Origin of the sequence: Mycolicibacterium aromaticivorans JS19b1 = JCM 16368 (assembly GCF_000559085.1) — a bacterium.
Classification (GTDB): Bacteria; Actinomycetota; Actinomycetes; order Mycobacteriales; family Mycobacteriaceae; genus Mycobacterium; species Mycobacterium aromaticivorans.
The window spans coordinates 643,082-661,911 of record NZ_JALN02000001.1 but is presented as its reverse complement, the minus strand read 5'-3'; the positions used below and the strand labels follow the sequence as shown (position 1 = coordinate 661,911).

The 18,830-nt window shown below is 67.3% G+C and carries 16 protein-coding genes and 2 pseudogenes; 13 read left to right on the top strand and 5 right to left on the bottom strand.

What is annotated here, in order from left to right; translation table 11 throughout:
• Positions 1-165: 165 nt before the first annotated feature.
• Entirely contained in the window at positions 166-1,737 is a 1,572-nt protein-coding gene (locus Y900_RS03175; RefSeq protein WP_036338914.1) for an amino acid permease, read from the bottom strand.
• A 265-nt stretch (positions 1,738-2,002) separates the two neighbouring features.
• On the opposite strand from Y900_RS03175, the gene Y900_RS03170 reads away from it, so the two are divergent.
• The 6 genes and pseudogenes from Y900_RS03170 (at position 2,003) to Y900_RS03145 (ending at position 7,868) form a co-directional block, all read left to right on the top strand.
• Positions 2,003-3,325 (top strand): glutamine synthetase family protein, encoded by a 1,323-nt coding sequence (locus tag Y900_RS03170; RefSeq protein WP_051660299.1) that lies wholly within the window; start codon positions 2,003-2,005, stop codon positions 3,323-3,325.
• Positions 3,326-3,350: 25 nt separating this feature from the next.
• Positions 3,351-4,064 (top strand): gamma-glutamyl-gamma-aminobutyrate hydrolase family protein, encoded by a 714-nt coding sequence (locus Y900_RS03165; RefSeq protein ID WP_420329734.1) that lies wholly within the window; start codon positions 3,351-3,353, stop codon positions 4,062-4,064.
• On the top strand, positions 4,061-5,425 hold the full coding sequence (locus Y900_RS03160) for an aldehyde dehydrogenase family protein (protein WP_036338908.1): 1,365 nt from the start codon (positions 4,061-4,063) through the stop codon (positions 5,423-5,425). The genes Y900_RS03165 and Y900_RS03160 overlap by 4 nt, the downstream gene beginning before the upstream one ends.
• On the top strand, positions 5,426-6,199 hold the full coding sequence (locus tag Y900_RS03155; protein ID WP_036338904.1) for a 3-oxoacyl-ACP reductase: 774 nt from the start codon (positions 5,426-5,428) through the stop codon (positions 6,197-6,199).
• 5 nt (positions 6,200-6,204) lie between these two features.
• Entirely contained in the window at positions 6,205-6,927 is a 723-nt protein-coding gene (locus Y900_RS03150; protein ID WP_036338901.1) for a FadR/GntR family transcriptional regulator, read from the top strand.
• 88 nt (positions 6,928-7,015) lie between these two features.
• A pseudogene (locus Y900_RS03145) lies at positions 7,016-7,868 on the top strand (class I SAM-dependent methyltransferase).
• A gap of 51 nt (positions 7,869-7,919) precedes the next feature.
• Here Y900_RS03145 and sigC read toward each other — a convergent pair.
• On the bottom strand, positions 7,920-8,471 hold the full coding sequence (sigC, locus tag Y900_RS03140) for an RNA polymerase sigma factor SigC (protein ID WP_036338898.1): 552 nt from the start codon (positions 8,469-8,471) through the stop codon (positions 7,920-7,922).
• 136 nt (positions 8,472-8,607) lie between these two features.
• Here sigC and Y900_RS03135 point away from each other — a divergent pair, with 136 nt between their 5' ends.
• The 3 genes from Y900_RS03135 to Y900_RS03125 are packed head-to-tail and all read left to right on the top strand — an operon-like array spanning position 8,608 to position 11,750.
• Positions 8,608-10,857, top strand: coding sequence for a heavy metal translocating P-type ATPase (locus tag Y900_RS03135; protein ID WP_051659854.1), 2,250 nt, complete (start codon positions 8,608-8,610; stop codon positions 10,855-10,857).
• Positions 10,858-10,879: 22 nt separating this feature from the next.
• A complete protein-coding gene (locus tag Y900_RS03130) occupies positions 10,880-11,095 on the top strand; it encodes a heavy-metal-associated domain-containing protein (RefSeq protein WP_036338891.1) in 216 nt (71 codons plus the stop codon).
• A 40-nt stretch (positions 11,096-11,135) separates the two neighbouring features.
• Positions 11,136-11,750 carry a trimeric intracellular cation channel family protein gene (locus tag Y900_RS03125; RefSeq protein ID WP_109751164.1) on the top strand — a complete coding sequence of 205 codons (615 nt, stop codon included), beginning with the start codon at positions 11,136-11,138 and terminating at the stop codon, positions 11,748-11,750.
• 3 nt (positions 11,751-11,753) lie between these two features.
• Here Y900_RS03125 and Y900_RS03120 read toward each other — a convergent pair whose 3' ends face one another.
• Positions 11,754-13,037 (bottom strand): amidohydrolase, encoded by a 1,284-nt coding sequence (locus Y900_RS03120; RefSeq protein ID WP_036338883.1) that lies wholly within the window; start codon positions 13,035-13,037, stop codon positions 11,754-11,756.
• 194 nt (positions 13,038-13,231) lie between these two features.
• On the opposite strand from Y900_RS03120, the gene Y900_RS03115 reads away from it, so the two are divergent.
• Together Y900_RS03115 and Y900_RS03110 are read left to right on the top strand one after the other, a co-directional pair.
• Positions 13,232-14,380 carry an SGNH/GDSL hydrolase family protein gene (locus Y900_RS03115; protein WP_036338880.1) on the top strand — a complete coding sequence of 383 codons (1,149 nt, stop codon included), beginning with the start codon at positions 13,232-13,234 and terminating at the stop codon, positions 14,378-14,380.
• 199 nt (positions 14,381-14,579) lie between these two features.
• Positions 14,580-14,941, top strand: a pseudogene (locus Y900_RS03110) (superoxide dismutase).
• Positions 14,942-14,950: 9 nt separating this feature from the next.
• On the opposite strand, the gene Y900_RS03105 reads toward Y900_RS03110, so the two are convergent.
• Positions 14,951-16,861 carry a cytochrome c oxidase assembly protein gene (locus tag Y900_RS03105; RefSeq protein ID WP_051659852.1) on the bottom strand — a complete coding sequence of 637 codons (1,911 nt, stop codon included), beginning with the start codon at positions 16,859-16,861 and terminating at the stop codon, positions 14,951-14,953.
• A 109-nt stretch (positions 16,862-16,970) separates the two neighbouring features.
• On the opposite strand from Y900_RS03105, the gene Y900_RS03100 reads away from it, so the two are divergent.
• On the top strand, positions 16,971-17,639 hold the full coding sequence (locus tag Y900_RS03100) for a DUF5134 domain-containing protein (RefSeq protein ID WP_036345696.1): 669 nt from the start codon (positions 16,971-16,973) through the stop codon (positions 17,637-17,639).
• 15 nt (positions 17,640-17,654) lie between these two features.
• On the opposite strand, the gene Y900_RS03095 is transcribed toward Y900_RS03100, so the two are convergent.
• Entirely contained in the window at positions 17,655-18,365 is a 711-nt protein-coding gene (locus tag Y900_RS03095) for a zf-HC2 domain-containing protein (RefSeq protein WP_036338877.1), read from the bottom strand.
• 78 nt (positions 18,366-18,443) lie between these two features.
• Here Y900_RS03095 and Y900_RS03090 point away from each other — a divergent pair, with 78 nt between their 5' ends.
• The gene (locus Y900_RS03090) at positions 18,444-18,776 is read left to right on the top strand and encodes an ArsR/SmtB family transcription factor (protein WP_036338874.1); all 333 of its coding nucleotides are present in this window, start codon (positions 18,444-18,446) and stop codon (positions 18,774-18,776) included.
• Positions 18,777-18,830 lie beyond the last annotated feature (54 nt).

Sequence of the window (18,830 nt, the reverse complement as noted above, 5' to 3'; positions counted from 1 at the left end):
GGCCGAGACGGTGCTCACACAAGACGGGCTCCACACAAGACGGGCTCCACACAAGACGGGCTCCACACAAGACGGGCACCACACATAAACCGCGCCCCTCGGCCTGGGGCACGAGGGGCGCGGGGCCCGCCTCACGGAGGGCCTGGGTTGTGGTCTCCTCCGGTGCTAGGAAACCCCCTCCAGTTCGTCACCGGTGACATCGATTTGCCGCACCGGCCCGGTGAACCAGTTCTTCACCGACACGTGCCAGTAGACATAGAGCAGGATCAGCACGCCACCGACCAGCAGTGGTGTGTAGTTCACGTACTTCCACTCGAAGCTGGCATCCCACGGCGCGCCGCCGAGCGATGTCGGGAACATCGCGATGATCGACGTGATGACGATCTCGGCCAGCGCCACCGGTGCCATCCACTTGTGGTGCCCCCGAAGATTCCATTTGCCCAGCGGGAACGAGTCGCCGGCCTTCCAGCGGTAGTAGATCGGCACCGCGAAGCACAGGTACAGGCCCACCACGCCGATGGAGACGACGGCGAAGAACGCAATCGGCACCGGTGCGCCGTTGATGTCGACCTTTACCAGCGCAGGCAGGGTGATGATCGCCGCGATCGCCGCGGTCACGATGACCGCGTTGGCGGGCACCCTCCTGCTGCTGAGCTTGGCCCACAGCTGATGGCCGGGCACCGCCCGGTCCCGGCTGAACGCGAACAGCATGCGCGATGCGCTGGTCTGGCAGGCCGTCGTGCAGAACAGTTGGCCTGCGGTCGAGATCAGCAGCACGATGCCGACCCACTTGGAGTCCATCGCCTGGCTGAAGATGGTGGCGACCGCGCCGCCGCCCTTGGTGACGCCGTCGACATCCTGCACGGCGAACAGGAAGGTCAGCAGCAGGATCCAGCCCCCGATCGCCGAGTAGAAGATCGACCGCCAGATGCCCTTGGCGGCTCCGTCGGCGGCGCTCTTGGTCTCCTCGGACAAGTGGGCCGATGCGTCGTAACCGGTGATCGTGTACTGGGTCAGGATCGCCGACATCGGCAGCACGAACAGCAGGAAGCCGAAGCCCGAGGTGGAGCCGCCGAAGAAGCCGGTGTTGTTGACAGTCGTTGCGAACACCGTGGAGAAGCTGGCGTGCTGCTCGGGCAGCGCCCACAGGATCACGATCACGGCAGCGGCGCCGATGACGTGCCACCACACCGAGATGTTGTTGATCACGGCCAGCAGGTGACTGGAGAAGATGTTGATGAGCGCCACCACGATCAGGATGACCAGGAACATCCAGAACACTCGGGTGAGGCTGTAGCCGGCCAGCCAGCTCTCGCTGAAGGTGCCCAGCGTCAGATCCAGGAAGGTCGCCGACCCGTAGGCCACCGACGCCAGGATCGCGATCAGGCCGATCAGGTTCAGCCAGCCGGTGTAGTACCCGGCCTTCGGGCCGCCGAGTTTGGCTGCCCACCAATAGATTCCGCCCGATGTCGGGTAGGCCGACACGAGCTCGGACATACAGAGTCCGATGATCAGAATGAAGACCGAGATGATCGGCCAGCCCCAGGCGATCGCCGCCGGACCACCGTTGTTCCAACCGAGACCGAACGACGTGAAACAGCCGGCCAGGATCGAGATGATCGAGAACGAGATGGCGAAATTGCTGAAGCCGGACCAGGACCGGTGCAACTCCTGCGTATACCCGAGGCTGGCGAGGTGCTTTTCGTCGTCGTCGAGTAGTTCGTGACCCTCTGGCACTGTGTCTCCTTCTGGGCGTGATGACGAAGAGGCGCCCACCGGCGCGCTCCTGAGTAGGGAGAATAGAGTGCTATTGGTCTGGTGTCCTACCTTTGGAGTGACGTTTATGTAAACCTGGACCACGACGCCGCCGCGCTGGAGGCATCCAATGGTTGACTTTCCGTCTAATCAACCCGATCCCGGGCTATCGAGAGGGGCACGCGTGACGCCTGATGGTGCAGGCCGCCGCCGGCCAGGTCTGCTGCTGCAGGCCGAGTTGGACGCCATGGTGGCCGCCGGTGAGATCGACACGGTGATCGTGGCCTTTGCCGACATGCAAGGCCGGTTGACCGGCAAGCGGATCTCGGCCGAATTGTTCGTCGACGACGTCGCCGCCCACGGCGCCGAGTGCTGCAACTACCTGCTGGCGGTGGATGTCGACAACAACACCGTCGGCGGCTACGCGATCTCGAGCTGGGAGACCGGCTACGGCGACATGGTGATGACCCCGGATTTCAGCACGCTGCGCCGCATACCGTGGCTGTCGGCCACCGCGCTGGTAATGGCCGATCTGTCGTGGACCGATGGCCGGCCGGTGAACCAGGCGCCGCGCAGCATTTTGCGCAAGCAGCTCGACCGGCTCGCCGAACGCGATATGTGTGCGGTCGCCGCGACCGAACTCGAATTCATGGCGTTCGACACGACCTACCGCGACGCCTGGAAGTCCGGTTACCGCAACATCACTCCGGCGACCGACTACAACATCGACTACGCGATGCTGGCGTCGACCCGGATGGAGCCGCTGCTGCGCGACATCCGTAACGGGATGGCCGGTGCCGGCATGTACTGCGAGGGCGTCAAAGGCGAATGCAACCTCGGCCAGCAGGAGATCGGGTTCCGGTACGCCGACGCACTGGTCACCTGCGACAACCACACGATCTACAAGAACGGCGCGAAAGAGATCGCCGATCAGCACGGCAAGAGCCTGACGTTCATGGCGAAATACGATGAGCGGGAAGGGAACAGCTGCCACATTCACATCTCGTTCCGTGGTACCGACGGCTCCGCGGTGTTCGCTGATGACTCCGACGAGCTCGGCATGTCGCCGATGTTCCGCAGCTTCATCGCCGGTCAGCTCGCCACGCTGCGCGAGCTGACGCTGTTCTACGCACCGAACATCAACTCCTACAAGCGGTTTGTCGACGGCAGCTTCGCGCCGACCGCGATCGCGTGGGGCATGGACAACCGCACCTGCGCGCTGCGGGTGGTCGGCCACGGGTCCGGGATGCGGATGGAGTGTCGCGCACCCGGCGGTGACGTCAACCAGTACCTTGCGGTGGCGGCGCTGATTGCCGGCGGGCTGTATGGCATCGACAACGGGCTGGAGCTGCCCGACGCGGTCGACGGCAACGCCTACACCAGTGGAGCCGAACGGCTGCCGACCACGCTGGCCGAGGCGGCCGCGCTCTTCGAGGGTTCGACGGTGGCGCGCGAGGTGTTCGGCGACGACGTCGTGGAGCACTACCTGAACAACGCTCGCGTCGAGTTGGCGGCGTTCAACTCCGCGGTCACCGACTGGGAGAGGGTGCGTGGTTTTGAGCGGCTCTGAGAGGGAGACCGGGCTCCGTCCCGTTGTGGGCCTCACGACGTATCTCCAGCAGGCTCAGACCGGTGTCTGGGATGTGCACGCGAGCTTCCTGCCCGGCATCTACATCGAAGGCGTCACGCTTGCCGGGGGCATCGCCATACTGCTCCCGCCCCAACCGGTGGACGCCGGCATCGTCGAGCGGATCCTGGACGGCGTCGACGGTCTGATCGTCACCGGCGGCCGGGATGTCGACCCGTCCGCATATGGCCATGATGCGCACCCGGCCACCGACCTGCCGGACCGTGTTCGTGACGCCTGGGAGCTCGCGCTGGTTGCCGCGGCGCTACGGCGGCACCTGCCGGTGCTCGGCATCTGCCGCGGGGCGCAGGTGCTCAACGTGGCACTGGGCGGCACACTGCACCAGCACCTCCCGGACGTCGTCGGGCACACCCGTCATCAGCAGGGCAACGCGGTGTTCACGACCTCGACGATCCGCACCGTGGCGGGTAGCCGGCTGGCCGGGCTGATCGGCGAGAGCACGGATGCGCAGTGCTACCACCACCAGGCCATCGACCGGCTCGGTGACGGACTGATGATCAGCGCCTTCGACGGTGAGGGTGTGATCGAGGCCGTCGAGGCGCCTGGCGACGATTTCGTCCTGGCCGTGCAATGGCATCCCGAGGAAACCCTGGACGATCTTCGCGTGTTCGCCGGCCTGGTCGAGGCGGCCCGGGCCTACACAACGGAAAGAGTGAATTGAGTACAACCGAACTGGTCAATCCGGCCACGGAAGAGTCGCTGCGCACGGTGGAGCTCACCGATGTCGCCGGTGTCGACGACGCCGTTGCGCGCGCCAGGGTCGCCCAAAAGGTCTGGGCCGCACAGGCGCCCGCCGAGCGGGCGGCCGCATTGCGGGCGTTCGCCGCCGCAGTCGACGCGCATGTCGGGGAGCTGGCCGCCCTGGAGGTCGCCAACTCCGGTCACCCGATCGGCGCGGCCGAGTGGGAGGCCGGCCATGTGCGCGACGTGCTGCAGTTCTATTCGGCCACCCCGGAGCGCTTGTCGGGCAAGCAGATTCCGGTGGCCGGTGGCCTGGACGTGACGTTCAACGAGCCGATGGGTGTGATCGGGGTTATCACGCCGTGGAACTTCCCGATGCCGATCGCGGCGTGGGGCTTCGCGCCCGCGCTGGCCGCAGGCAACGCGGTGGTGCTCAAACCGGCCGAGTGGACGCCGCTGACCTCGATGCGGCTCGGTGAGCTCGCGGTGCAAGCCGGCCTGCCCAAGGACCTGTTCCAGGTGCTGCCCGGCCGCGGTTCGGTGGTCGGGGAGCGGTTCATCAGCCACCCCGATATCCGAAAGATCGTGTTCACCGGTTCGACCGAGGTCGGCACCAAGGTGATGGCCGGGGCGGCCAACCAGGTCAAGCGGGTCACCCTGGAGCTTGGTGGCAAGAGCGCCAACATCGTGTTCGCCGACTGCGATCTGGAGAGGGCCGCGGCCACCGCACCCTACGGCGTGTTCGACAACGCCGGGCAGGACTGCTGTGCGCGCAGCCGGATTCTTGTGCAGCGCAGCGTGTTCGACAAGTTCATGGAACTGCTCGAGCCGGCAGTCAAGGGCCTGGTCGTCGGTGATCCCGCGGCCCGGGACACCGAGATGGGGCCGCTGGTGTCGCGCAAGCACTTCGACTCGGTGGCGGCCTACGTACCCGATGACACCAACGTCGCCTTCCGCGGCTCGGCGCCGAGTGGACCCGGTTTCTGGTTTCCGCCGACGGTGCTCACCCCTGGGCGCTCCGACCGCACCGTCACCGAGGAGATCTTCGGACCGGTCGTGGCGGTGCTGCCGTTCGACGACGAGGCCGACGCCATCGCGCTGGCCAACGACACCGAATACGGTCTGTCCGGGTCGATCTGGACCGACAACCTGTCGCGGGCAGTGCGGGTGTCCCGCGCGGTGGAGGCGGGCAACCTGAGCGTGAATTCGCATTCGTCGGTCCGGTACAACACCCCGTTCGGCGGCTTCAAACAGTCCGGGCTGGGCCGCGAACTCGGTCCGGATGCACCCCTGCACTTCACCGAAACCAAGAACGTCTTTTTTGCTGTAGAGGAGAGCTAGATGGATCTGTCCCAGCGACTCAAGGACAAGGTCGCCGTCGTCACGGGTGGGGCGAGCGGTATCGGACTCGCAGCCGTCAAACGGATGCGGGACGAAGGCGCGATCGTCGTCATCGGGGATCTCGACGAGTCAACCGGCAAGACCGTGGCCAACGACTTGAACGTGACGTTCGTCCAGGTCGACGTCTCCGATCAGGTCGCGGTGGACAGGTTGTTCGACACCGCTTTCGAGCTGCACGGCGGCGTCGATATCGCGTTCAACAACGCGGGTATCAGCCCGCCCGACGACGACCTCATCGAGAACACCGGCATCGACGCCTGGGACCGGGTGCAGGACGTCAACTTGAAGTCGGTCTTCTTCTGCTGCAAGGCCGCGCTGCGGCACATGGTGCCCGCACAGCGTGGCTCGATCATCAACACCGCCTCGTTCGTGGCGGTCAACGGTTCGGCCACGTCCCAGATCTCTTACACCGCGTCCAAGGGCGGCGTGCTGGCGATGTCGCGTGAACTCGGAATCCAATACGCGCGCCAGGGAATTCGGGTCAATGCGCTGTGCCCCGGCCCGGTGAACACGCCGTTGTTGCGGGAGCTGTTCGCCAAGGATCCCGAGCGGGCCGCCCGCCGACTGGTGCACGTGCCGATGGGCCGGTTCGCCGAGCCGGAGGAGCTGGCCGCCGCGGTGGCGTTCCTGGCGAGCGACGACTCGTCGTTCATCACCGGGTCGAGCTTCCTGGTCGACGGGGGCATCACCGGCCACTACGTCACCCCGCTGTAAACGTCATGGTGGCCGATCCGGAACCGCAGCAGGCCCACGAGGCACTGCTGCGTCCGGTGCGCCTGGGCAACGCTTTCGAGGACACCGTCGGCCGGCTGCTGCAGACCATCAAGCTCGGTGTGCTCACCCCTGGCGATTCGCTGCCCCCGGAACGGGAGCTCGCCACCCGGCTCGGCGTCAGCCGTGACACCGTCCGGGAGGCGATCAAGTCCCTGGCCGACGCCGGTTATCTGGTGTCGCGGCGTGGCCGCTATGGCGGCACCTTCCTGGCCGAGTCGCTACCGGCCCCCACCGAGGGCCGGGTGCGGTTCAGCCGCGCCGACATCGACGACGCGCTGCGGCTGCGCGAGATCCTCGAAGTCGGCGCCGCCAGGATGGCCGCGACCCGAACGCTGACCGCGGCCGAGCGGGAGGGGTTGTGGTCTCGGCTGACAGATGTGCGCTGCTCATGCGCCGAGGACTATCGGCGGCTGGACTCCCGGCTGCATCTGGCGATCGCGGAAGCCGCCGGATCGGCATCACTGGTGCCGCTGGTGGCCGAGAACCGGATGCGGCTGAATGCGTTGTTGGATCAGATTCCCTTGCTGCGGCGCAATATTGCGCACTCCGACGAACAGCACGAGGCCATCGTCATCGCCATCCTCGCCGGCGATCCGGATGCAGCCGGAGCGGCGATGCAGGCCCACGTCGCCGGGTCGGCCGCCCTGCTGCACGGCTTCCTGGACTGAGTGTCCCCTCGGCTTTATCGCCATTTCTGCTTGCGCTTCAACGCATGCGCGCATCCTGGGCGCAAGGCCGTTGTGAAGGAGATCTGGAATGGGCACCGGACCGCGACACGATGACTCCGCCGATCGCGCGCTGAAGGCCAAGCATCGTGCCCTGTGGGCGTCCGGTGACTACCCGACGGTGGCAGCCGAGTTGGTGGCCCAACTCGGACCGCAACTCGTCGACGCTGTCGGCATCCGGCCCGACCACGTGGTTCTGGACGTGGCCGCCGGCGCCGGCAACGCCTCGATCCCGGCCGCTGAAGCCGGCGCGCGAGTGACCGCCAGCGACCTCACTCCGGAGCTCTTCGACGCCGGCCGCCGGATCGCCGCCGGCCGTGGTGTCGAGTTGGAGTGGGTGGAGGCCGACGCCGAGGCACTTCCGTTCGCCGACAACCACTTCGATGTCGTCCTGTCCTGCCTGGGCGCCATGTTCGCCCCGCATCACCAGGCGGCCGCCGACGAGCTGGTGCGGGTGTGCCGGCCGGGTGGGACCATCGGGATGATCAACTGGACGCCGCAGGGCTTCATCGGGCAGTTGTTCGCCACCATGAAGCCCTATGCCGCGCCGCCAGCCCCGGGTGCTTCGCCCGCGCCGCTGTGGGGCGACGAGGACCATGTACGAGAGTTGTTCGGCGACAACGTCACCGACCTCACCATGGCGCGGCGGTCGGTTCAGATGGTGCACAGCCCCAGCCCTCTGGACTTCCGGGAATACTGGAAACGCAACTATGGACCGACGATCGCTGTGTACAGCTTCAACGCGGAGCGCCCCGACCAGGTGGCGAAGCTCGACCGTGACTTCCTGGCGTTCCTCGAGCAGTGGAATCAGTCGGATCGCCGGACACGCCGCGTATGCGGCCGAGTATCTGGTGGTGACGGCGACCAAGGCGGCGGGGGATTGAAGAGCGCAACAGTTGTCCAGCGACACACAATCGTCGCGGGCGTCGGGTCTCTCAGCCGACCTGATCGTCGCGCCCGGCGGCGGTGAGGAGATCCTCGCGCGCTCGCGCCACCCGGGAGCGGATGGTGCCCACCGGGCATCCGCAGACCTCGGCAGCTTCGGTGTAGGACAACCCCAGGACCTGGGTCAGCATCAGCGCGTTGCGGCGGTCGGTGTCCAAGCCGTCGAGCAGCATCCTGATCTCGGTGATGTCCTCGAACCGGCCGGCGCTGCGCCGGGAGTCGAGCACCTGCTCCAGATCGACCGCGGAGGTCGTGCGCGGTCGTGCCTGATTGCGGCGGATCTGGTCGACGACGACGCGGCGGGCGATCGACAGCAGCCAGGTCCGGGCCGAGGACCGACCGGAGAACCGCGGGAGTGCGCCCAACGCCCGCAGGAACGTCTCCTGCGTCAGGTCGTCGGCGTGACCGGGATCACCGAGGAAGGCGACCACACGCCACACGTCGCGCTGGGTGGCCTTGATGAACGCCTCGAGTGCGGCCGCGTCGCCCCGGCCCGCGGCCAGGGCCAGCGCAGTCACGGGGTCGTCGTCGCGTTCGGCCACGCTCAGTGAGACTAGGGGATCGCCATGACCGGCACATTCCCGGCCTCTTGCAGGCGCGTATTTTGGGAGGCCGGGGAACCCGACGGCCACTGCAGCCGACTCATCCCTCGGGTCCGCAACACAGCCAAGGAGAGCGATGACGGTATCGGTCGTGGGCGGTTCGGCCGCTGCGGACGTGTCCGGCGCCGCGCACAGGGTCGAACTCGACGTCTCCGGGATGTCCTGCGCGGCGTGCGCGGCCCGGGTCGAGACCAAGCTCAACAAGGTCGACGGCGTGCGCGCCTCGGTCAACTACGCCACCCGGGTGGCCAGCGTCGATGCCCCCGACTCGGTGGCCGTCGAGGACCTGTGCGAGGTGATTCGCAAGGCCGGATACGACGCCGCCCCCCGGTCCGCCTCGACCGCCGAGACGGCGGACCCCGACGACAAGCTGGCCCGCACCCTGCTGCGGCGGCTGGCGATCGCCGCCGTGCTGTTCGTGCCGCTGGCTGATCTGTCGGTGATGTTCGCGGTCGTGCCCAGCACCCGGTTCACCGGCTGGGGTTGGCTGCTCACCGCGCTGGCGGCGCCGATCGTCACCTGGGCGGCCTGGCCGTTCCACCGGGTCGCCCTGCGCAACGCCCGCCACGGCACCGCCTCGATGGAGACGCTGATCTCGGTCGGGGTCACCGCGGCCACGCTGTGGTCGCTGTACACGATCTTCATCGGGCATCGCGACCGGCGCAGTGACGGCATCTGGCAGGCGCTGCTGAGCAGCGATTCGATCTATCTGGAGGTGGCCGCCGGCGTCACCGTCTTCATCCTGGCCGGTCGCTACCTCGAGGCCCGGGCGAAGTCGCGGGCCGGCAGCGCGTTGCGCGCGCTGGCTGCGCTGAGCGCCAAGAACGTGACGGTGCTGCTGGCCGACGGCGGCGAAATGGTTCTGCCTGCTGACGAACTCAAAGAGCAGCAGAAATTCGTGGTGCGCCCCGGCGAGACGATCGCCGCTGACGGGTTGGTGATCGAGGGTGACGCCGCCATAGACATGAGCGCGATGACGGGCGAAGCCAAGCCGTCGCGTGCCCATCCCGGTGGCCCGGTGGTCGGCGGAACGGTGGTGCTCGACGGCCGGCTGATCGTCGAGGCGGCTGCCGTGGGTGCCGACACCCAGTTCGCCGGGATGGTGCGGCTGGTCGAAGAAGCGCAAGCACAGAAGGCCGATGCGCAACGCCTGGCCGACCGAATCGCCGGCGTGTTCGTGCCGGTGGTGTTCCTGATCGCGGCGCTGACGGCGACGGGGTGGTGGCTGGCCGGGGCCGAAGGCGATCAGGTGTTCTCGGCGGCGCTGGCGGTGTTGGTGATCGCGTGTCCCTGTGCGCTGGGGCTGGCCACACCGACCGCGATGATGGTGGCCTCGGGACGCGGCGCGCAGCTCGGCATCTTCCTCAAGGGTTACCGTGCGCTCGAGGCCATCCGCGCAGTGGACACCGTGGTGTTCGACAAGACCGGCACGCTGACCACCGGTCATCTGGCGGTCACCGAAGTGACGGTCGCCGACGGCGCGCAATCCGAGGAGATTCTCGCGCTCGCCGCGGCGGTCGAGGTGGCCTCCGAACATGCTGTCGCGGTGGCCATCACGACCGCCACCGACGATCGCCGCCCGGTGGAGGACTTCCGTGCCCACCCCGGCCGCGGGGTGGTCGGGACGGTGTCCGGGCACCACGTGACGGTGGGCCGCCCGTCGTGGGTCGCCGGGCAGGCCGAGATCCCCGAGCCGGTGCAGTCGGCGCGGCGTCGCGGTGAATCTCGTGGCGAGACAGTCGTATTCGTTGCCGTCGACGGACGGGTGTGCGGTGCCGTCGCGGTGGCCGATGCGGTCAAGGAATCGGCCGCCGACGCGGTGGCCGCGCTGCACCGTCGTGGGCTGCGCACAGTGCTGCTCACCGGCGACAACGCCGCCGCCGCGGGTGCGGTGGCCACGGCAGTCGGCATCGAGGAAGTCATCGCCGAGGTGCTGCCCGACGGCAAGGTCGACGTCATCGAGCAACTGCGCGAGCACGGTCGGGTGGTCGCCATGGTCGGTGACGGCATCAACGACGGACCCGCACTGGCATCGGCGGATCTGGGTCTGGCCATCGGGCGCGGGACCGACGTGGCGATCGGCGCCGCCGACATCATCCTGGTGCGTGACGATCTCGACATCGTCCCGCAGGCGCTTGACTTGGCCCGTGCGACCATGCGCACAATTCGGACCAACTTGTTCTGGGCATTCGGCTACAACGTGGCGGCCATTCCGATCGCCGCCGCCGGATTCCTCAATCCGCTCATCGCCGGTGCGGCGATGGCCTTCTCATCGTTCTTCGTCGTCTCGAACAGCCTGCGGCTGCGCAACTTCGACTCCCGATAGCCACCGGAAGGCAGATCCCACAATGTCTCACACGTTCAAGGTCACCGGCTTGCACTGCCAGAGCTGTGTGCGGGTGGTCACCGGTGCGCTGACGGCGCTGCCGGCGGTCAGCGCCGTCGACATCGACCTCGACCCCGACGGTGTATCGGTCGTGCGGGTCGAGGTCGACGGCGAGGTCAGCGTCGAGCAGGTCCGCGCCGCACTCGCCGACGAGGGCGACTACACCGTCGTCGGCTGAAAGCGCAGCGCCCGAAGATGATTCAGTGAATCCGGAAACGATGTTGTGGCTTGCGCTGGATCTGACCGGCACGTTTGTGTTTGCGCTCAACGGTGCGTTGACCGCGGTGCGTGCCGCGCGCCTGGACATCGTCGGTGTGGTCACTCTCGGGATGATGACCGCGCTGGGCGGTGGCGTGATCCGCGATGTGATCATCGGAGACATTCCGCCTGCCACATTTCGGGACTGGCGGTATTTCGCACTCGCCGTCGCGGGTGGCCTGCTGGCCTTCGCGCTCAGCAAGATGCTGAACCGTCTGGAGGCGGCGATCACGGTGTTCGATGCGATGGGCCTGAGTGTGTTCGCGGTCATCGGGACCAGTAAGGCGGCGGCTTTCGGACTGGGCATCGGACCAGCGTTGCTGCTGGGTGTGATCACCGCGGTGGGCGGCGGCACGCTTCGGGACGTCCTGATCGGGCAGATCCCCACCGTCCTGCGCAGCGAGTTGTACGCGATCCCGGCGCTGGCGGCGGCGGCGATCACGATCGGCGCCATTCGGTTGGACTGCTACGGACTGGCGGCCGCTTTGGTGGCCGCGGTGGTCTGCTTCGTCATCCGGATGCTGGGGGTTCGGTTCGGGCTCAACGCGCCAGGGCCGCTCGGCACCGAGCACTGAGCGTCAGCGGGCCAGCCAGGCCAGCGCAGCCACGACGAGCGCCTGGGTGCCGGTGTCCAGGGTCGGCTGGATGACCGGAGCGAACGCCGGTGAATGGTTGACCGGGATGTCTTGGCCGACCCGTCCGCTGTCGGCCGCCGCGCGGTATTGCCGCTCGTCGGTGCCGCCGATACCCCAATACGTGTACGGCACACCGAGCGCGGTGGGGATGTCACTGAAGTCCTCACTGGCTGACCCTGGCGGCATGGTCCGATGGCGTTCGCCGAAGTATCGCGTGAAGGCTTCACTCACACGGTCGGTGACCTCGTCGTCGTTGACGGTGAGCGGAAACGAGTCGTAGAGCTCGAATTCCGGTTCCCTGGGCGAATCGGACGCCTGGCATTCGGCCACCACGATCCGATGTATCGCGTTGAGCACTGCGGTGCGCACCGACTCGTCATAGGTGCGCAGGTTCAGTTCGAGGACCGCGTGATCGCCGATCACGTTGCTCTTCGTACCGGCTCGGATACTGCCTGCGGTCAGGACGACGGTGTCGGTCGGAGCAACTTCTCGAGAAACGATGGTCTGCAGGCGGATCACGATCATTGCCGCGAGTACTACCGGGTCCACCGCCGCCTGCGGCATGGAACCGTGCGCGCCGCGGCCGAACACCGTGATCCGCATGCTGTCGGCTGCCGACAGCACCGGACCTCGACGCGTGGCGACCAAGCCGGCCGGTGCTGGCAGCACGTGCTGCGCCAGGGCGACATCGACGGAGGGAATAGCCTCGCGCAGGCCATCTTCGACCATTCGCCGGGCGCCATCACCGACTTCTTCGGCCGGCTGGAACAGCGCGACGAGCGTTCCGCACCACTGGTCAGTTGCTTGGGCCAGCAACGCGGCGGCACCGAGAAGGCAGGTGACGTGAACGTCGTGCCCGCAAGCGTGCATCACAGGAACCTCGTTGCCGGCGGAGTCAGTCGTACGCACCGCGCTGGCGTAGGCCAGACCGGTTGCCTCCTCCACGGGCAAGGCATCCATGTCGGCGCGCATCAGCACCGCCGGGCCGGCACCGGCCCGGATGATGCCTACAACGCCGGTGCCGCCGATGCCCTCGTGAACCTCGCATCCCGTCTCGCGTAGCTTCTCGGCGACCAGGCCGGCGGTCCGGTGCTCCTGGTGGGACAGTTCCGGATGCCGGTGCAGGTCGCGATATAAATCCTCTTGCCAGTCCCGGACAGTGGGTAGCGCGGCGAGGACTGCGACCTCGTGACCGGTCGCCGAATCTGTGGGTGACACCTCAGCCATTCGACGCTCCTTCCGCCCCGCGATGAGTAGAGGCGTACCCAACGTACGACACCGTTAATGCGATATCCCGATATCTCGTCGATCATGCTGGCCAGCAAGGCATTACATGCCGAATAGAGGAAACATGCCGGGCTTCGATAGCCTTGGGGCTTGCCGAGCCGACACTCGGCGGACACAGAAACGAGAAGTGAGTAATGCCCAACCTGTTCGAGGCCCCGATCACAATGGACCTGGTGCGAGGGGCATGCGAGCTCGAAAACGCGTCTTTGGGGGTGCTGCCACATCGGCTGCCCGGCTGGGCCCGGGCGCAATGCGCCGACCCGCAACTCGCGATGGCGGAAGCCCAGCCGGCCGGTTGCCGATTGGTATTCGAAACCCGATCCACCGAAATCGAATTGGACGCGCTGCGCACCCGGCCCGCCTATGTGGGCATGCCCATGCGACCCGACGGCCTCTATGACCTGCTGATCGACGGCGAGTTGACGGCGCAGGCCAGCCTGACCGGCGGCAGCGTGCTGATGAAGGATGCCGCCGGCGGCACCGAGGAGCTCATCGCCGGCCCGCCTGGAACGATTCGCTTCACCGGCCTGCCGGACCGGGCCAAGTCCGTCGAAATCTGGTTGCCGCACAACGAGATCACCGAACTGATCGCACTGCGCGGCGACCACCCGTTGGAACCTCGCCCGATTACCCGGCCGGTATGGCTGCATCACGGCAGTTCCATCAGTCACGGCTCCAATGCCGGGAACCCCACCGGCACCTGGCCCGCGGTGGCGGCCCGTGGCGCCGGCGTCGAACTGATCAATCTCGGAATGGGCGGGGCGGCGCTGCTTGATCCCTTCACAGCCCGCACGATGCGTGACATCCCCGCCGACCTGATCAGCGTCAAGATCGGGATCAACATCGTCAACGCCGACCTGATGCGGCTGCGCGCATTCGGCCCGGCCGTCCACGGCTTCCTCGACACCATCCGCGACGGGCATCCGGTCACGCCGATCGTCGTGGTCTCCGCGGTGCACTGTCCCATCCATGAGGACACGCCGGGACCGTTGGCCCCCGACTTCAATGGCGGCACACTGGCATTCGCCGCCACCGGCAACCCGACCGAGGTGTCGACGGGCAAGCTGACGCTGCGCGTCATCCGTGATGAACTCGCCCGCATCGTCAGCCACCGCGCGGTCACCGACCCCAACCTGCGCTATGTCGACGGCCAGGACCTCTACGGTCCCGCGGACTTCGCCGAACTTCCGCTTCCTGACCGGCTACACCCCGGCCCGCAGGCCCACGAACGCATGGGGCGGCGCTTCGCCGGTGTGATCACCGAGACTCTCCGGTTCTCTTAGGGAACCGCGAATCAGATTGCCGCCAAGGGTAATTCGGCGCACAAAATGTGGTGGGCAGTGCCGGTCGCGAGCTACCACCTCGGGGTTGAGGATCTGGTGATGTGCTGCATCGACTCGTCGGCCGCGACCGGCCTGCCGCCAGCTAACCCTATCATCTGAACACCTGAACAGATGAGTTGATGGCATGGCCGATTAGCCATTGCCTGACTTGGACTACGACTACAGCGCGCTCGAGCCCCACATTTCCGGCGAGATCAACGAGATTCACCACAGCAATTCGCCGCAGCCGCAAACGGTTTGCAGGGTTCCGGCTGGGCGGTGCTGGGTTACGAGCCGCTCGGCGGCAGACTGCTGACCTTCCAGCTCTACGACCAACAGGCCAACGTGCCGCCGGGGATCGTGCCGCTGCTGCAGGTCGACATGTGGGAGCACGCCTACTGCCTGCAGTACAAGAACGTCAAGGCCGACTACGTCACGGCCTTCTGGAATGTCGTGAACTGGGCCGACGTTCAGGACCGGTTCACCGCGTCGACCGGTAGACCGCTGGGCGGCCTTGCCTGACAGGGTGGTTCAGCGCCGGTTCTTGGCCAGCTCCCGCAGCATCGCGTTGTAGGCGTCGAGATCGTCGTCGTAGTGAGCGTCTGCGTGCCGGTCGGTGCGGGTGGCGGTCCGCCGGTCTTGACGCGCCCATTGGTACACCAGTGCGATCACCACGACGATGACGGGTAGTTCGCTGGAACCCCAGGCGATCGCTCCGCCGAGGTGTTGGTCGTCGTTGAGGCTCGCCACCCACGGCACGTGCAAGTAGCGATAGAACGTGCCGCCGAGCACCGAGGTCATGGTCATGGTCGCGATGCCGAAGAAGGCGTGAAACGGCATCACCGCGAACAGCAGGCCCAGTCGGCCGATGAACGGCAATCGCTTGGGGCCCGGGTCGATGCCGATGATTCCCCAGAAGAACAGGTACCCGGTGATCAGAAAGTGCAGCGTCATGAACTCGTGACCCCAGTGGTAGCGCACCAGGGTGTCGAACACCGGGGTGAAGTACACCGTGTACAGGGATCCGACGAACAGCACGAACGCTGTTGCGGGATGGGACAGGAACCGTGACACCGGGGAATGCACCAGCCACAGCAGCCGTTCCCGGGGCCCAGGCGGCCGCCCGGCGCCCGCCACCGGAAGCGTGCGCAGCGCCAAGGTGATCGGAGCGCCCAGCACCAGAAACACCGGAATGAACATGTTCAGCGCCATGTGCTCGGCCATGTGCACGCTGAACATCGCCGACCCGTAGGCGCGCACCCCCGAGCTGGTTGCGAGGAGCAGTGCGGCACAACCCACCATCCATGCCACCAAGCGGCCGGGCGGCCAGGCGTCTCCGCGCCGTCGCAGCCGTACGTACCCGATCACGTAGCCCAGCGCCAAGACCACCGCCGCGACACCGAGCAGTACGTCGAAACGCCAGACCGTCAGCAGCCGAAGCGCATTCGGCGGGTCGGGGAGCTGGTAGCCGAGGAAGACGTCCCAGGCGGTGAACTGGTGGGCCAGCAACCGGGGCGCGGTCTGAACCGCCATCGCCGACACAGCGGCGACCGCCAGGACGCCGGCCACCGCGCCGGTGACGGCGCTCCTGGCGCCGATCACCAGGCTCGCCAGCAGCGCGACCGCGGCCAGGGCGCCGAATCGTCCATAGTCCGACGCCAATCCGGCCGCTGTCGCCAGCAGGAACCACAACACCGCCCCGTATACCAGCGCCACCGCGCCGGCGACCCGCTGGGCGAGCAGAATCCGTCGGCGCAGTTCGGCCGTCGGCGGGGCCAGCGCCGCGCTCACCGCCAGGCCGGTCAGCACAGCCAGCGCGGCGGCGAAGACGATCACGGCGCTGGTCGCGTAGTCGTGATCGGGCCCCTGACCGGCGTTGCCGCTGACCGGCAGCGCGATCACTCCGATGAACGTAGGAATCAGCAGCACGGCGTGCCAGGACCAACGCAGGGTGGCCCGGAGACCCACTGTCACCACGGTCGCGACGACAGCGACGGCGATCCAGCCGCGGCCCATTTCCGAAGCGCCTAGCGCACTTCCCAGGCCTCCGCCGGTGATCAGCCGGGTGACCGGTATCCCGGCCGCATTGGCTGCCTGGACCGGGATCATCGCCAGCGCCGTCACCAGCCAGACCGGTGCGAGGCGTTCGGCCAGCAGATGCACCCGGAACGACGCCGGGTCGAGCACGCCGCGTTCGTCGGGCTCGGCGGTGATGACGATGAACACCAGCGCGCCCAGACAGATCGCGGCGGCCAGCGTCGCGGTGAAGTAGCCGATCAGCTCGGCGACGCTGGTCGCCAGGCCGGGGTAGGAGTCGCCGGTCGCGGTGAAGCGACGGTCACCGGATGCCACCGCGTAGCCGACGAGCGCGGCGAGCAGGACCAGGTAGCCGCCCAGCATCCACCGACCCGGCGAGCGGGTGCCTGTGTGGGTGGCTTCCATCGTCGCGAGTCTACGACTGGTTGTCGTAGCCGAGTCGCCGTGGTGGGAACTTTCTGGTGCGATGAATCGACCATTGCTGACGTGCGGAGCGGAGAAGAAGGAGTGACCGGTGATGGCTGACCTCACGCTGCGCTGGGTCGTCACTCTGCTGTTCGTACTGGCCGCCGCCGAATGCCTGTCGACCCTCGCCGGCGGTGACCGGCGCTCGGCGGCGGTCGTCAGCCAACTACTGCACGTCGTGATGGCGCTGGCGATGGCGGTGATGGCCTGGCCCTGGGGCGCGGCGTTGCCGACCGTCGCACCGATGGTGTTCTTCCTGCTCGCGACCCTCTGGTTCGTCGCTGTCACGGCGAGCCCGATCTGCGCCGGTCACCGGGTCGCGGGTGCGTATCACGCGCTGATGATGCTGGCAATGGCCTGGATGTATGCGGTGATGAACGGTCGGCTGCTGCCAGGGCAGGCGTCCTACGCCGGCGATCCGGCGGCCACGGCGGGGTCGTCGGGGCACGCCGGTCACGCGGGGATGAACATGCCCGGCATGGACATGTCCGGGACTGCGGCCGCGGCGGACAGCTCCGGCGGCGGTTACCCGCCCTACATCGACACGTTGAACTGGATCTGCACTCTTCTGTTCGCGGTGGCCGCGGTGTACTGGCTGTATCGCTACCTGGCGGTGCGAAGGGACCGAGCGGCCGCTACGACGGCGCGGCCGCTCGGGATTCTGTGTCAGTCGATGATGGCCGCCGGGATGGCGATCATGTTCGGCGTCATGCTCTGACCTTCTACGCGCAGGTCACGCGGCCCCGTCGGTGGGGTAGAGGTGCCCGCGGCGGCGGCCGCGAGAGGCGTTGTCGGGCAACACCACATCGGCGGTGACGCCCGCGCTGTCGGGCCGGGGCTCGAGACCCGGCGCCTGGGTTGTGCGCCAGACCAGCAGCGCCACGACAGTGCCGGCCAGCACCGGGAGGTGGGAGAGCACCCGGTCGAGGCTCACCGCACCGGACATTGCATCGCTGACGACATAGGCGGTGAGGATCGCGGTGAATATCGACAGCACCCCGGCCAGGCCGGCGGCCGCGGTCGGGCGCGCCGCCGCGACGATCATCACCGCACCCAACGCTGCCGACCATGCCGTGGACTCGTTGAGTAGATGCCCGGCCATCATGGCATGGTGACCCGCCGCGGCCGTGCCGACGTTGAGACCTAGCGCCTGGGCCACCGCTAGGGCGATCTGCAGCACCCCGAGTGTCGCCAACGACCAACGAAGCCAGATGCGGGCCGGTGGGCGGACCTTCCGCGACGGCGGACTCGGCGCAGCGACGGCCGCCACCTGGGACCGGCCGGCCAGTCGACGCAGCTGCTGCGTCTGCTCGATGGCCCGCGCGTACCACGCCCCGCACTGGTCACAGGTGGTGAGATGCTCGTCGACCCGGGCCGCGGGAACGGGTTCACGTTCGCCGTCGATCCGGGCTGACAACGCCTCCCGGGCGACATCGCAGTCCACGCATCAATAGTCGCGTACGGGGGCCGGATTGTTCCAGCGTCCCGGGTCCAGCCCGCCCGCTGGGTTAGATTCCTAGGCATGGAAGCCCCGGGCGATACGGCGAAGGTCGAGCTTGCCTCGTCCGCGCTGGCCGATGTGGACATCCACGGTTGGACGCAACGTTTCGATCTGTTGTCCGACCCGCACCGTCTGGAGATCCTGCTCGGGCTGCACCGGGCGCCGGGCATCTGCGTCGGTGATCTTGCCGCCGCCGTAGGCCGGTCGGAAAACGCTGTCTCACAAGCACTTCGGGTGCTACGTCAGCAGGGTTGGGTCACCTCGACGCGCGTGGGGCGTCAGGTGAGCTACCGGCTGGAAGATCACACCGTGCACGATCTGCTGCACTGGATCGGTGCCGCTCATTCCGAGTGAGTGAACTCTTCACTCCATTATCTGTACAGGTAGACAGATATCTCGCCGGCCGAT

Coding starts and splice junctions, on each gene's coding strand:
- Y900_RS03170 (WP_051660299.1), top strand. CDS start 2,003: ATGGTGGCCGCCGGTGAGATCGACACGGTGATCGTGGCCTTTGCCGAC.
- Y900_RS03155 (WP_036338904.1), top strand. CDS start 5,426: ATGGATCTGTCCCAGCGACTCAAGGACAAGGTCGCCGTCGTCACGGGT.
- Y900_RS03150 (WP_036338901.1), top strand. CDS start 6,205: ATGGTGGCCGATCCGGAACCGCAGCAGGCCCACGAGGCACTGCTGCGT.
- Y900_RS03135 (WP_051659854.1), top strand. CDS start 8,608: ATGACGGTATCGGTCGTGGGCGGTTCGGCCGCTGCGGACGTGTCCGGC.
- Y900_RS03130 (WP_036338891.1), top strand. CDS start 10,880: ATGTCTCACACGTTCAAGGTCACCGGCTTGCACTGCCAGAGCTGTGTG.
- Y900_RS03125 (WP_109751164.1), top strand. CDS start 11,136: ATGTTGTGGCTTGCGCTGGATCTGACCGGCACGTTTGTGTTTGCGCTC.
- Y900_RS03120 (WP_036338883.1), bottom strand. CDS start 13,037: ATGGCTGAGGTGTCACCCACAGATTCGGCGACCGGTCACGAGGTCGCA.
- Y900_RS03115 (WP_036338880.1), top strand. CDS start 13,232: ATGCCCAACCTGTTCGAGGCCCCGATCACAATGGACCTGGTGCGAGGG.
- Y900_RS03105 (WP_051659852.1), bottom strand. CDS start 16,861: ATGGAAGCCACCCACACAGGCACCCGCTCGCCGGGTCGGTGGATGCTG.
- Y900_RS03090 (WP_036338874.1), top strand. CDS start 18,444: ATGGAAGCCCCGGGCGATACGGCGAAGGTCGAGCTTGCCTCGTCCGCG.